Origin of the sequence: Halobacterium zhouii (assembly GCF_021249405.1) — an archaeon.
Lineage (GTDB): Archaea > Halobacteriota > Halobacteria > Halobacteriales > Halobacteriaceae > Halobacterium > Halobacterium zhouii.
The window spans coordinates 121,085-134,974 of the sequence record NZ_CP089593.1 but is presented as its reverse complement, the minus strand read 5'-3'; the positions used below and the strand labels follow the sequence as shown (position 1 = coordinate 134,974).

General features: G+C 66.7%; 12 protein-coding genes and 1 other RNA gene. 7 read left to right on the top strand and 6 right to left on the bottom strand.

Going from position 1 to position 13,890, the window contains the following annotated elements:
* Window positions 1-121: 121 nt before the first annotated feature.
* Entirely contained in the window at window positions 122-1,210 is a 1,089-nt protein-coding gene (locus tag LT970_RS00670) for an ABC transporter substrate-binding protein (RefSeq protein WP_232687043.1), read from the bottom strand.
* Window positions 1,211-1,471: 261 nt separating this feature from the next.
* Between LT970_RS00670 and LT970_RS00665 the strand changes: the two genes are divergently transcribed.
* The 3 genes from LT970_RS00665 to LT970_RS00655 all read left to right on the top strand — a co-directional run bounded on the left by LT970_RS00665 (window position 1,472) and on the right by LT970_RS00655 (window position 5,799).
* Window positions 1,472-4,141, top strand: coding sequence for a valine--tRNA ligase (locus tag LT970_RS00665; protein WP_232687042.1), 2,670 nt, complete (start codon window positions 1,472-1,474; stop codon window positions 4,139-4,141).
* 46 nt (window positions 4,142-4,187) lie between these two features.
* Window positions 4,188-4,628 carry a DUF4385 family protein gene (locus tag LT970_RS00660; protein ID WP_232687041.1) on the top strand — a complete coding sequence of 147 codons (441 nt, stop codon included), beginning with the start codon at window positions 4,188-4,190 and terminating at the stop codon, window positions 4,626-4,628.
* A 67-nt stretch (window positions 4,629-4,695) separates the two neighbouring features.
* Window positions 4,696-5,799 (top strand): aminopeptidase, encoded by a 1,104-nt coding sequence (locus tag LT970_RS00655; RefSeq protein ID WP_232687040.1) that lies wholly within the window; start codon window positions 4,696-4,698, stop codon window positions 5,797-5,799.
* A 168-nt stretch (window positions 5,800-5,967) separates the two neighbouring features.
* Here LT970_RS00655 and LT970_RS00650 read toward each other — a convergent pair whose 3' ends face one another.
* Both LT970_RS00650 and rnpB read right to left on the bottom strand, forming a co-directional pair.
* Window positions 5,968-7,074: a hypothetical protein gene (locus tag LT970_RS00650; protein WP_232687039.1), complete on the bottom strand. Its 1,107-nt coding sequence runs from the start codon at window positions 7,072-7,074 to the stop codon at window positions 5,968-5,970.
* Window positions 7,075-7,231: 157 nt separating this feature from the next.
* Window positions 7,232-7,607, bottom strand: an RNA gene (rnpB, locus tag LT970_RS00645) — RNase P RNA component.
* Between the two features lie 275 nt (window positions 7,608-7,882).
* On the opposite strand from rnpB, the gene LT970_RS00640 reads away from it, so the two are divergent.
* Window positions 7,883-8,560 carry a TIGR00296 family protein gene (locus tag LT970_RS00640; RefSeq protein WP_232687038.1) on the top strand — a complete coding sequence of 226 codons (678 nt, stop codon included), beginning with the start codon at window positions 7,883-7,885 and terminating at the stop codon, window positions 8,558-8,560.
* A gap of 32 nt (window positions 8,561-8,592) precedes the next feature.
* On the opposite strand, the gene LT970_RS00635 is transcribed toward LT970_RS00640, so the two are convergent.
* On the bottom strand, window positions 8,593-9,756 hold the full coding sequence (locus LT970_RS00635) for a nicotinate phosphoribosyltransferase (protein ID WP_232687037.1): 1,164 nt from the start codon (window positions 9,754-9,756) through the stop codon (window positions 8,593-8,595).
* 119 nt (window positions 9,757-9,875) lie between these two features.
* Entirely contained in the window at window positions 9,876-11,345 is a 1,470-nt protein-coding gene (locus tag LT970_RS00630; RefSeq protein ID WP_232687036.1) for an Hvo_1808 family surface protein, read from the bottom strand.
* A gap of 144 nt (window positions 11,346-11,489) precedes the next feature.
* On the opposite strand from LT970_RS00630, the gene LT970_RS00625 reads away from it, so the two are divergent.
* Window positions 11,490-12,062: a cysteine hydrolase family protein gene (locus tag LT970_RS00625; RefSeq protein ID WP_232687035.1), complete on the top strand. Its 573-nt coding sequence runs from the start codon at window positions 11,490-11,492 to the stop codon at window positions 12,060-12,062.
* A gap of 29 nt (window positions 12,063-12,091) precedes the next feature.
* On the opposite strand, the gene LT970_RS00620 is transcribed toward LT970_RS00625, so the two are convergent.
* On the bottom strand, window positions 12,092-12,916 hold the full coding sequence (locus tag LT970_RS00620; protein ID WP_232687034.1) for a DUF8155 domain-containing protein: 825 nt from the start codon (window positions 12,914-12,916) through the stop codon (window positions 12,092-12,094).
* Window positions 12,917-12,968: 52 nt separating this feature from the next.
* Between LT970_RS00620 and LT970_RS00615 the strand changes: the two genes are divergently transcribed.
* A complete protein-coding gene (locus tag LT970_RS00615) occupies window positions 12,969-13,643 on the top strand; it encodes a lipoate--protein ligase family protein (RefSeq protein WP_232687033.1) in 675 nt (224 codons plus the stop codon).
* Between the two features lie 46 nt (window positions 13,644-13,689).
* Window positions 13,690-13,812, top strand: coding sequence for a hypothetical protein (locus LT970_RS14605; RefSeq protein WP_269785471.1), 123 nt, complete (start codon window positions 13,690-13,692; stop codon window positions 13,810-13,812).
* Window positions 13,813-13,890: the final 78 nt, after the last annotated feature.

Below are 13,890 nucleotides of genomic sequence, written 5' to 3'. Positions count from 1 at the left end.
GCCGCGACGGGCGGGTCGTGAGACGTCACGCAGCCCTCGCGTTAGGGCGTGGTGGTGGAGCGCGCGCGTTACGACGCGACGGCCCAACCCCGCGTTAGGGCGTGATGGTGCAGTCCCCCCGCTACGACGTGATGATGCTCGCGAGTTCGCTCCGGTCGAACAGTTCCCCGGAGTACGTGTCGGGGTAGAGGTTGGTCGCGAAGCGCTCGGTCAGGAAGAGGTGCTGGATGGGGCCGAGGTAGATGGGGCCGCCGCGGAACACCTTCCCGTTCTCGACGGCGGTGAGTCGGCTCGCCGTCTCGTGGTCCTGCATGAACGAGACGACGGTGTCGAGGAACTCCTGGCGGGTCTTTTCCTCGTGGCCGCGCACGAACAGGGCGTCGGGGTCGACGTCGAGGAGTGTCTCGTAGTCGATCTTCGAGCGGTTACCCGTGCTGAGCGCCTGCACGTCGGCTTCGGCGAGCGCGTCGGAGACGCCGAGGTCGTGGAACGCCTTCTTGTTCGCGCCCTGGCCGCTGAGCAGGTACGGGGAGAAGGAGGTAGGCTGGTTCGAACCGCCCCAGACGAGCGCGGCGCCCGGGCGCTCGCTGGGGAGGTCCGCTGAGATGGACTGGATGGTGTCGTCGTGGAACGACTTGAACGACTCGTAGCGGTCGGTCTCCTTGAACGCCTGCGCGACCTTCTCGAAGGCGCCGTACATCGTGTAGTAGTCGTAGTCGTGCCACGCATCCGTGCGCCGGAAGATGGTGTTTCCGAAGAACGGACCGGTGCGTTCTGCGATCTGGTCGACGTCGTCCTGGTTCAGGTCGAAGACGTTCGTGAGCCAGTTCGGGTCGACGACGTTGACGTCGGCGCCGATGTCGAGGAACGTCTCCCGGGAGACGCCGCGCTGGACGAGGTCGACCATGCTGGATTTGTCGACGCTGACGCCGTCGAGTTCGTCGTAGCCGTCGGTGTGGTAGCGGGCTTTCTGGCCGATAGACGCGATGGCGTCGCCGTGGCCGAGCGCGACGAGCATGTCCGCGTACCCCGAACAGTACACCGCCGCCTTCTCGGGGACGCCGGAGAACTCGACGTCGCCCATCGGCGTCATCGAGACGGTGTACGTGTCGCCGCCGTTGCCGGTGTTCGAGACGGGGCTGGTACAGCCTGCGAGCAGTCCTGCGGCGGCCGCGGAGCCGCCGGCCTTGAGGAAACTTCGTCGGCGCATATCCGTTTAGGTGCCCCTAAAGAATTTAAACTCGTCGGTTTTTCGGGCAGCCTAAACTGTGTGATGGGTTAGCGAATTGTGGCGCGGCAACGACTGACAACGGTGGAGCGTGGTACGTACGGAGGGCGGTCACACGGTACGGGAACCTTTATCAGCGACCGACCGTTCTCCACAGGTATGCGCGTCGAGCTCGCGGTAGTACGTGCGTAAGTTCTGTTTTCACGCACAGCACCGCCGCCGCGACCGACGACCGAGGCAGCTATGACAGAGTTACCGGACAGCTACGACCCCGACCGCATCGAATCCGAGTGGCAGGCCGACTGGCAGGACAGCGACGTCTACGAGTTCGACCCGAGCGAGTCCGACACCCAGTACATCGTCGACACCCCACCGCCGTACCCGACCGGAAATCTCCACATCGGGAACGCGCTGGGCTGGTGTTACATGGACTTCGTCGCACGATTCCGCCGCCTCCAGGGCGACGCCGTGCTGTTCCCGCAGGGGTGGGACTGCCACGGCCTCCCGACCGAGGTGAAAGTCGAGGAGAACCACGGCATCCACCGCACGGACGTCTCCCGGCAGGAGTTCCGCGAGATGTGCGTCGAGCACACCGACGAACAGATCGCGTCGATGAAACAGACGATGCAGGAACTCGGCTTCTCTCAGGACTGGAACGCGGAGTTCCGCACGATGGACCCCGAGTACTGGGGAAAGACCCAGCGCTCGTTCGTGGAGATGGCCGGGAGCGACGCGGGAACCGACGGTGAGCAGACCGACGAAGGCTGGGTGTACCGGGACGAACACCCCGTGAACTGGTGTCCGCGTTGCGAGACCGCCATCGCGGACGCCGAGGTCGAGAACATCGACCGCGAGGGTACGCTGTACTACGTCACGTTCCCGGGAGTCGGCAACGACGACATCGAAATCGCGACCACGCGCCCGGAACTGCTCGCGGCGTGCGTCGGGATGGCCGTGAGTCCCGACGACGAACGCTTCGAGGGGCGAGTCGGCGACACCTTCGAGGTGCCGCTGTTCGGCCAGGAGGTCGAACTCATCGCGGACGACGACGTCGACCCCGAGTTCGGGACGGGCGCCGTCATGATCTGTACGTTCGGGGACAAACAGGACGTCGACTGGTGGGCCGAGTACGACCTCGACCTGCGCCCAGTGTTCACCGAGGACGGCCACCTCGGCGACCTCGCCGGCGAGTTCGCGGGCCTCTCCATCGACGAGGCGAAGGGCGAGATCGCCGAGGCCCTCGACGACGAGGGCTACCTGAACGACACCGAACCCATCGAACAGAGCGTCGGCGCGTGCTGGCGGTGTGACACCCCCATCGAGATCCTCTCGAAGGAACAGTGGTTCGTGGAGGTCGACCAGGACCTCGTGCTGTCGAAGGCCGAGGAGGTCGAGTGGGTTCCCGAGCACATGCACGACCGCCTCGTCGACTGGACCGAGAACATGGAGTGGGACTGGGTCATCTCCCGGCAGCGCGTGTTCGCCACGCCGATTCCCGCCTGGGAGTGCGACGACTGTGGCCACTGGCACATTGCGAGCACCGACGAGGTGCCCGTCGACCCGACCGAGGAGTCGCCCGCAGTCGGCGACTGCCCGGAGTGCGGGGGGTCGTCGTGGACCGGCGAAACGGACGTCATGGACACCTGGATGGACTCCTCGATCACGCCGCTGCACATCTCCGGGTGGCCCGAGGAGATCGACGCCGAGGAGTTCGAACCCGTCAGCCTGCGCCCGCAGGGCCACGACATCATCCGCACGTGGGCGTTCTACACGCTACTCCGCACGGGCGCGCTCACCGACGAGAAGCCCTGGGAGGACGTCCTCATCAACGGGATGGTGTTCGGCGAGGACGGCAACAAGATGAGCAAGTCCCGCGGGAACGTGGTCTCCCCAACGGAGGTCGTCGAGGAACACTCCGCGGATGCGTTCCGGCAGGCGATGGCGCTGGGCGGCCAACCCGGCAGCGACGTCCAGTTCCAGTGGAAGGAGGCCAAGTCCGCCTCGCGGTTCCTGACGAAGCTCTGGAACATCGCGAAGTTCGCTGGCGGCCACTTCGACGAGCGCACCGCGGACGTCCAGAATCCGGCGTACCGGGACGCCGACCGGTGGCTGCTCTCGGAGTTGACGCGCGTCACCGAGGAGGTCGAGACCGAGATGGAGAACTACCGGTTCGACAGCGCGCTGCGAACGCTCCGTGAGTTCGCGTGGGAGGACCTCGCCGACGACTACGTCGAACTCGTGAAGGGGCGCCTGTACAACGGCCGCCCGGGCGAGCGCGCCGCCGCCGAACACACACTGTACGTCGCCATCACGTCGGTGCTGCGGATGCTCTCGCCGTTCAGCCCGCACGCCACCGAGGAGATCTGGCACGCGCTCCCCGGCACCGAGGGGAGCGTCCACGAGGCGGAGTGGCCCACCGTCGACATGCTCGACGAGGACGCCGAGAGCGCCGGCGAGCACATCACCGAGACCGCGAGCGCGATCCGCGCGTGGAAGTCCGAGCGCGGCATGGCGCTGAACGCCGACCTCGAGCGCGTCGAATTGTACTTCGAGAACGGCGACGCCGCCCTCGACACGTACGACCTGAGCGAGGCCGTCAACGCCCCGATCAAACTCGTGGACGGTCGCCCGGACGTGGAACTCGTCCCGGTCGACGCGGACGCCGACGACGCGAAGGTCGGCCCCGAGTTCCGGAGCGACGCCGGCCTCGTCTTCCAGGCGCTCGAGGAGACCGACCCCGCCGAGATCCAGGCCCAGATGCACTCCGGGGACACCGTCACCGTTGAGGCCGACGGGCAGTCCTTCGACCTGGACGCCGACTGGCTCACCATCGAGGAGGAGTACCGAGCGCAGTCCGGCGAGGAAGTCGAAGTGCTCGAGACCGCCTTCGGCACCATCCTGGTCTACGAGTAGCGCTGCCACCCAACCGGTTTTCTAGCGCGCGAGCCAACTAGTAGCGATGGCCAACGGCCCCGAGTACGACACGGACTTCCGGGAACACCCCGAGGAGTACGAGGTCGGCCGCGGCGAGCAGGGCGTGTTCAAGGTCCAACCGTACAAGGACGAGCTTCTGTCGCTGTGGACCGTCGCGGACCTCGACGACGCCGAGGCGGCCGCCGCCGACATCTTCGAGCAGTACGAGACCTACCGGGACCGCGGCGAGTTCCCGGGGATGGATATGGCGCGCAAGTACCTCCAGATGGGGTGGACGCGTAGTCTGCGGTACGCGAAGTACCCCGGCGGCCGGAAGCACGACGACGACGGCACCGAGCGCGAACCCCAGAAGTGGTACGACGAGGAGAAACGCGAGATAGCCGCCATCTACAAGGAGTACCTCGACCGGGTGCGCGAGGACGACGCCTACCAGGACGCACGCGAGGCGTTCACCGACGGGAAGTGAGGGCGAGCAACGGCAGTGCGGATTCCGGGACCGATATTGCTTTTCGGATGGCCACGGGAGTGCGAGTATGGACCCCCGCACCGAGGAGCACGCCGAGGTGCTCGTCGACTGGAGCGCGCGCGTCGAAGAAGGAGACAACGTCGTATTGAGCGTCGGCCCGGACGCCCACGAACTCGCGGTCGCGGTCGCCGAGAAGGTCGGCGAACGTGGCGGTAATCTGGTGACGACGTACAGTTCGATGGAGGTCGGTCGCGCGTACACGATGGCCCACGACGGCGATTTCGACGAGAACCCCGAGCACAAACTCGCGCTCGTGGAGAACGCCGACGTCTTCCTCTCCATCGGTGGCGGACGGAACACGAGCGAGGGCACCGACATCCCGCCGGAGACGCGCCGCGCCGCGAGCGAGGCGAACCGAGATATCAGCGAAGCGCGCATGGACACTGACTGGGTGAGCACCGTCCACCCGACGCGCTCGCTCGCCCAGCAGGCCGGCATGTCCTACGAGGCGTACCGCGACTTCGTCTACGACGCGGTGCTCCGGGACTGGGAGGAACTCGCCGACGAGATGGCGAACATGAAGGAGACCCTCGACGACGCCAACGAGGTCCGCATCGTCAAAGAGCAGACAGACATCACGATGCAGGTGAAAGACCGCGTCGCCGTGAACTCCGCCGCTTCGGTCGCGTACGACTCCCACAACCTCCCGTCGGGCGAGGTGTTCACCGCGCCGTACGCCACCGAGGGTGAGGTGTTCTTCGACGTCCCGATGACCATCCGCGGGGAGCGCGTCCAGGACGTCCACCTCACGTTCGAGGACGGCGAGGTCGTCGACTACAGCGCCGGCCAGAACGAGGACGTCGTCGGCGAGATTCTGGACACCGACGACGGCGCGCGCCGCCTCGGCGAACTCGGCATCGGGATGAACCGCGGCATCCAGCAGTTCACGGACAACATCCTCTTCGACGAGAAGATGGGCGACACCGTCCACCTCGCACTCGGGCGCGCGTACGAGTCGAACATCCCCGAGGACAGCGACGACGAGGCCAACGACTCGAACGTCCACGTCGACATGATCACGGACATGAGCGAGGACTCGCACATCGAGGTCGACGGCGAAGTCGTCCAGCGCAACGGGACGTTCCGCTGGGAGGACGGATTCGAAGGCTGACGGTGCGGTCTTTTTAGCGTCCCGTCGAACGCAGTGAAGTGGTTCGAGAGAGTTTCACGCGCTCGTCATGCCGAAAATCGAAGATTTTCGATTACAGGGCTCGGGAGACCGCTGGTCTCCCGACATAAATTTTTGCGGGCTCGCTTCGCTTGAGCCGGAAACAGGCACTCAGGACCGACGGAACGCGAGCGCGAGCGCTGCGGCCAGCGCCACGAGCGGGAGGAGCGTTCCGAGTGGCGTCCGGATGGACGTGTCGAGGTCGGACGCGTCGGTAGTGGCGCCGGCGTCGTTCAACTGCGCGCTCTCCACGACGACAGTCGCCGTTACACCGTCGACAGCGGCGGTGTACTTGCCGGGCGCCTCGATTTCGCGCACGAACGTCACGGTGCGCGTCTCGCCGGCCGGAACGTCGACGTCGCGCACGGCGATGACCTCGCCGAACATGTGCAGTTCGAGCGTGAACGACCGGGACTCGCTGGCGGCGTTCGCGACCGTGGCGACGACGCCGACCGGCTTGCCAGCCTGGACGGTGCTCTTGTTGACTGTTACGTCGACGACGCCGTCGCCTGAGGCGGTGCTTGTGGGCGGTTCGTTCGTCGTCTGCGTCGTCGACTGCGTTGGTGGCGGCGCGGTCGCCGGCGGTGTAGTCGCCACGTCGTCAGTCGGCGATGCACCGCCACCGATGGCCGTGGTCGTCGGTGACGTTGCCGTCGTCCGTGGCGTAGTCGTCAGCGTCGCAGTTGGCGTTTCCGTCGGCGTCGGTGACGGAGTAGGGACCGAGGTAGGCGCCACAGTCGCCGTCGGCGGGGTCACTGTCACGGTGACAGGAGGGGTCGAAGGCGGCTTCTCGGGCCGGTCCGGAATGGGTGTTGGGACAGTGCCCGTAAAGTCCAACCACAACTCGTCCTCGTCGCCGCTGTCTTCGCCGTCACTCTCCTTCCACCACTTCTTCCGCTCCTCCTTCTCCTCTTCCCGCTCTTCCTTCCGCTCCTCCTTCTCCTCTTTCCGTTCCTCCTTCTCTTCCTTCCGCTCCTCCTTCTCGTCCCCCTCACTCTCCTCGTCTCCTTTCTCCTCTCCCTCTTCGTCTCCATTCTCCTCTCCCTCTTCGTCTCCATTCTCCTCGCCCTCCTCGTGGTCATCTTGCGCGTAGTCGAACGCGTCGTTCGTCGCGACTGCGTCGACGTCACGCGCGTCGCCAGGGTGAGAGACGTCCGCCGCCGCCCAGTCGAGCGGAACGACGGGACTGAGCGAGATAGCAGCGACGGTGGTGAGCACGACGATAACGCGAATCGCACGACGGCTAGTTCCCGGTTCGAGCGACACGTTGGGAGAACGTAACGAGATTGCTTCGGTTTGTTATACACAGGTGACCCAGAAGCCGTCGGCTGCCGGAATCGGTAGACTGCGTAAAGTAAACGCGCGTTACCGCGCGAGCTGAGGGGAGTAAGCCCCCTTCTGTTCGGCCCGGCATTCGGCTGAGCGTCCACGCGGCACCCTCGCGGGTGGCGTTCGGGCTACCTTGCGCGCGTGGACTTGCACCGGCGGAGATGGCCGTTCCATCGATCCCCTCTCGTCCTGGAGACTTCGAAGAAGCCTCCGAGCGGGCGGCGTTGCCGCTCGCTTCCGTCTGCGGGTTAGCTTCCTTCCCTTCCGGGTCGGGTCGCACGCTTCATCCGTCTGAGAGGGACGTGTCGTCTCTGTTCCAGTGCCGGCGGTCTCCCGCCCCGGACTTGTGTCCGGCCGCCTGCCCGAACGGGTGGGGGGACTTTCCTCATGCCTCGCGGCACGGGAGCCGGGCTCCCTCTGCCCACTCGGACTTGGGGCGCGCGAGCGTTAAGGCGTTCGGTTGCGCCAGTTCCGAACAGGGGTTCGACGAGCGCGTGAGCAGGCGTCGACGGTCGGCGGCAGTTTGCGTGGTCGAAACGTTTGATTATCGTGCGCGAACGACAGATAGTTTAGTAAATTTCCATTACCTGCTCGGCGTACCCTGGTTTTCTCGGGTCACAGCTCCGGAAGGTAGCGAGTGCTGACTCTCGGTCCCAAGGGAAGAGTTGAAGTTAATCCTCACCTTAATACTGTCTGTATGGCCGAGGCCGAGACAGTAGAACTCTCTTTCGAGGACGGCACTCGGGCCGTCGAACTGGCGCGTGAATCGGTCGAAGCGTTCGTACAGAACGGGCAGCGCGAACAACCCGGTAGTATGCGGGACGCGTTCTACAACCGGACGAGCGCGTTCGTGCGGCTCGAGTCGACGCGAGGACGGGAACAGCTCCGTGGATGTGCGGGCGCACACGAGAGCTCCCACGACCTCGGACACGGGAACCAGCAACTCGGGCACGCCATCGTCGAGGCATCCATCAAGGCCGCGAGCGACGCGTCGTGTAACTCCGAGGTCGAACCCGCGGAACTCCCGAACATCCGCGTGTCCGTCTGTACGGTATCGAATCTAGTGCTCACCGACGACCCGGTCGAGGACATCGAACTGGGCGTCCACGGCGTCGCCATCGACGGCGACGGCAAGCACGGCTGGATGTACCCGACGCTCCCCGTGGAGAACGACTGGAGCGTCTTCGAGTACCTCGACCGGACCTGCCGGAAGGCCGGTCTCCCGAACGGCGCGTGGGAGGACGACGACGTGATGGTCACGCTGTTCGAGGGACAGGTGTTCCAGGAGCGCGAACCCGGGTCAGCGACCGTCGAGAACCGCAACGACGAGGACGACGAGGAGGAGGACCGCGAGGCGTCGATCGTCGAACTCTAAACTGGCAAGCGCCAGTTCGGAATCGAGAGCTGCTATTCTGACGGAGAGCGGTCGTCCCGGAAGCCGACGCTGTCGGCGTCGTCTGCCGCCTGCGACGCAGCGTCTTCGATGTCGAACGAGCGCACCAGTTCGCCGTCCCGGAGCAGCGGTTCGAGTAGCGGCGTGCCGTCCGTGGGTCCGGGGCGTCCCGCGAGACCGACGTGATGGCCGCCGTCCCGCGTCCGATAGACGTCTTTCTTCCCGGAGAGTTTGCCGCGCTTGGCCGCGGGTTCGCCCTCGACTTCGACGATGTCGAGCGCGAAGTCCACGGGGTCGGCGTTCGAGACGTGGCCGCCGACACCGAAGCCGTCGGCGACGTCCCGGAGCTGCCGGAGGTCGTCGGGCCCGAGACCGCCACTGAGGAACACACCGACGTCGCCGTGGCCGCGCACGTCGAGTTCCCAGCGCACCTCGCGGACGATGTGCCGGAAGTCCCCGCGTCGCGACCCCGTAGTGTCGAGGCGCACGCTATCGAGGTCGTCGCCGAGCGCTTCGACGGCCCGAATCACCTCGTCCTTCTCGTCGGAGTACGTGTCACAGAGCGCGACCCGGGGGACGTCCTCGGGGGCGGCGTCGTCGAACGCGCGCCACGCGTCCTCCTGGTTCCCGCGCCCGAAGCAGATGAGCAACGCGTGGGGCATCGTGCCCGACGCCTCCCGGCCGATGAGTTCGCCGGCGGCGACGTGGCTGATGCCGTCGAGGCCGCCGACCAGTGCGGAGCGCTCGACCATCGCCGCGATGGCGGGGTGGACGTGGCGCGCGCCGAAACTCAACACCTCTGAGTCGGGCGCGGCGCGGCGCGCTTCGAGGGCCGCGGTCCCGACGCCAGAGGCGTGCGAGAGAAAGCCCAGCAGAGACGTCTCGTAGCGCGCGAAGTCGAGGTACTCCCCCTCGATGCGCAACACGGGGCCGCCGTCGAACAACGTTCCCTCGGGGAGCGCGTCCACGTCGACCGGCAGGCCCTCGAGGAGGTGAGCGGCGTCCTTCAGCCCCGCGAGCAGTTCGAACTCGCCTGTAGGGAACTGGTCTGCGGTCACCTCGGCGACGACGTGCGGGTTCTTCCCGGCGTGCTCGAGCGTTGTTTCGGTGCGCTGGAAGTACGCGTCGGTCGCGCTACCGTCGCGTATCGCGCTCTCGGAGATTACGTCGAAGGTCACCGTCGGACCCTCCGAGCAGAGTGCATACCGACCTCTACCGCCGCCCGGGCGAAAAAGCCTCGGCTACTTGGTCGAACGGAAGAATACGCTACGATACGTGAAGAGGGGCGCGTCAGGGGTTACGCCGACTCGGCGTGCACGTCGTCTAGCTGTTCGACGGTCGGCGCGTTCACGATGGTGACCGTATCCCCCTCGACGGTGACGCGGAACGCGTCCGCGAACTGGCTCTCGCCCTCGGGGATGCGCCACCGTGCCGTCTCCGCGTCGACGCGCTCACCGCCCCAGTACTGGAGCAGGTTGCGGTACGCGCTCGCGAACTCGCGGGCGTCGCGCTCGGAGTCCCACGCGAGCCGCCAGGTGTACGCCGCCTCGCCGGAGTCGCTCTCGTAGATGTACATCTTCTCGCCGTCCCAGCCGTCGACGGGCGTGGTCGTGTAGTTGAACGGGTCCGTCCTGTCGAGGTTCCCGTTCTGGTCGATGTTCAGGAACGCCCGCGGCCCGAGCACGTTGCCGGGCCGACCCTGATGGTAGTACGGGTATGCGAGCATCGCCGTGAGACCGCCGACGCCGACTTCACCGTAGGGCGCGCGCCCCTCGACGGTGACGCGGTCCCAGTTCGCGTCGGAGCGGTCGGGGAGGGTGACGTTCGTCGGCTGGTCCTCACCGTACTTCTCGGGCTGTGCGACCTGCTCGGAGGTGGTCGGCGGGTTCTCGTAGAGACTGGCGACGCGGTCCCAGCCGCCCTGCTCGTAGAAGTGCTCGACGAACTCGGAGCCGTCCGCGTACGGGAAGTACTTCATCATGTAGACGCCGAGGTGGAGACTACCACCGCCGCCGCCACCGGCGGCCGTGGCGGGCGCCACGCAACTCCAGTTCGTCCCACAGCGCTGGCTGTACTTGCTGTCGAGGAAGCTGGCTTCACCCTCGGTGAGGCCGCTGTGTGCGTTCGCGGCGTCACGCGTCGGCGACGAGAAGTTCGCCTCGAAGTTGCGGAACTGGAGGGCGTGCATCAACTCGTGGGCGAGCGTCGTCTCCTCGATGGTGGGCGTCGAGGACTCCGAGATGATGACGATGCGGTCGTCCCGCGGCGTGTAGAACCCGAGGACGTTCGACCCGCGGTTGGACTCCTGGACGGCGAGCGAACTGTTGTTCTCGCCGACGAGGAACAGCGCCTCGAACTTCGTGTCGTCGAAGGTCTGCAACGCGTCGCTCGCGTTCCCGCCGCCCGCGTACTCAGAGCGGTAGGTCTCCCGGGAGATGACCTCCACGGGCACCGGCTTCTCGAACTCGAGGCGGCGGATCTGTTCGACGCGCGCCATCGCGCGGTCGATGGTGGCGTTCCGCTCGGTCGCGTTCAAGCCGTCCTCGACGGTGACGTCGATGGACTCGTTGTACCAGAGCCCACCCTCCCATCCGAGCACGTCGCTCTCGGGGTCCGCGTAGTCGAACTCGGTTCCGTTCTGTCCGTCCGGCGTCGGCGCGTTCGTCGTCTCGTCCGGCGAAGTGGCCGGTCCCGTGCCCACGGGCGACTGACAGCCCGCGAGAAGGACGAGAGCGACGAGCGCCACCGCCGCGATTCGGCGTGCCATTGTGCCGTGTTCGACGGCAAACGGGTAAAGTCCTGTGGCGATTCTCGTGTACGGCGAACGGAGCGGCACACTCGCGTGGCGAGAGTTGGACCGAAGGCGCCACCCCCGCGCAACGAATTTGGGGTTGCCGACGAACCGTCACGCATGGGCTTCGACCCAGAACACACCGCCGTCGTCGTCGTGGACGTGCAGAACGGGTTCTGTCACCCCGACGGCAGCCTCTACGCGCCCGCCAGCGAGGACGTACTCGACCCTGTGACCGACCTCGTTTCCCGCGCCCGCGACGCCGGCGCGAGAATCGTCTACACGCGGGACGTTCACCCGCCCGAGCAGTTCGACGGGAACCACTACTACGACGAGTTCGAGCGCTGGGGCGACCACGTCACAGAGGGGTCCTGGGACGCCGAACTCCACGACGCGCTCGACGTACGCGGTGAGGACCACGTCGTCGAGAAACACACGTACGACGCGTTCTACCAGACCGAACTGGAGGGGTGGCTGGACGCCCGCGGCGTCCGGGACCTCCTCATCTGCGGGACGCTGGCGAACGTCTGCGTCCTCCACACTGCTGGCTCCGCGGGCCTCCGGGACTACCGGCCCGTGCTCGTCGAGGACGCCGTCGGATACATCGAGGAGGAACACCGGGAGTACGCCCTGGAGCACGCCGACTGGTTGTTCGGCGAACTCGTGGCGCGCGAGAACGTCGAGTTCGAGTAATCGGCCCGCTCGAATCGAGACGCGAACCGCTACTCCTCTCGAACGCCGACCTCGACGCGGTCGCCCGGCGAGAGGTCGTGACCGGGGGAGACGAGTTTGCTGCCGAGTCCCTCGACGCCGAGCCACAGCGATAGCCCGTGAATAGGCTCGCCGTTGGCGGTGACGGTGACGTCCCGCCACCGGACGGTGCGGTCGTCCACGCGGTCGCCGACGACCGTGCCGAACAGTGACACTGAGTCGCGGTCACCGTCAGCGATTCCCTCCTCGTAGTGCGGGATGCCGCCGTCGAGGACTGCGCCGTCGTCGCTCGCGAGTGCGGCGAACGTCTCGCCGGGCGCGGGGTGTTCGGGCGCGTCGAGGAGCGCCCACGTGTCGCCCGTCTCGAGGACGGCCCCCTCGCCGTCCCACGCGACTGGTTCGACGGCCGATTCGAGGTCGACAGGGAGCGACCCGGACGCTCGAACGGGGTTCTGGTCGCGTTCGCGGAAGCCGAGGTGGACGTGGTTGTCGACCCACGGCGCGAAAAAGCCCGAACGAACCATGCGCCCGAGGTCGTCGCCGACGGCGACGGAGTCGCCGGGTTCTACCGCGGGGTCGACGTGGAGCATTCGGGCGAGATATTCGCCCGTATCGACGACGATCAGGTGGTCGTTGTCCGCGGCGTAGGGTTTCTCGGGGCAGCGCACGGTCCGCGTCTCGACGACCTCGCCCGCGACGGGGCTGGGCGCGCGGTTGGCGGACATCCTGTCCGGATACAGGTCGACGGCACAGCCGGCGTCGTGGGAGGGATACGGCGAGTTGTACCGCGAGACGCGCGGATACCGGGCGAGCACGTCCCCCGAGAGCGTGACCATGCCCCCGGTTGGAACCGGGAAAAGTTACCCACGTCGGTCCCAATCGAGGGGTATGCGCGTGCTCCGCGGACGAGCGAGCGGTCGGGATGCCGACCGCGAGGCCACCCGCGACCTGCTCGAGTTCGTCCGCGAGTCCGGCGAGCTGGCGGTCCGCGTGTGGGCGCCCGGCAGGATGGTCGCGTTCGGCCGACGGGACGCCAACGAGGACGGCTACGACGCGGCCCGGGAGGCCGCCCGCGAGCACGACTTCCCCGCCGTCGAGCGCCAGGTCGGCGGGCGCGCGGTGGCGTACACGGACTCGACGCTGGCGTTCGCGCGATTCGAACCCACCGAGGACATCCGCACCGGCCTGAGTGAGCGCTACGACGCGATGGTCGCGGACGTGCTCGCGGCGCTCGAAGCGGTCGGCGTGAACGCCCGCGAGGGCGAACCCCCGGACTCGTTCTGCCCGGGCGACCACTCCGTGCAAGGGGACACCGGGAAGTTGGCGGGCGTCGCCCAGCGCGTCACGAAGGGCGCGGCGCTCACCTCGGGCGTCCTCGTCGTCGACGACCGCGCCGAAATCGCGAGCGTGCTCGACGACGTCTACGGCGCATTCGGCGTGCCGTTCAACCCGGACAGCGTCGGCAGCGTGGCAGCAGAAGGTGGTGACATCGGCTCGGTGCGCGACGAACTGGAGAGCGCGCTGGTCGGAAACGCGGATTTCGACGTCGAACAACTCTCTTGACTTCTCACACGTTTCTGCCGATGACACAGCCGGTAGCCCTGGCGGATTGAAAGGGCGAGGGCTGCTCGCGGGCGAAGCCCTCGTTCGCTCGACAGCCGCTATCACGAGCGAACCGAGTGATATGCTGTCGAGCGGACGCGAGCAGGCCGAGGGCTTTCTGGCGTCGTAGTCGTAGATACATCGCGTGTATAGCCGTCTACCCCCAGCGAGTCACAGCACTTACGCCCGAACCCCACGGAGACCAACC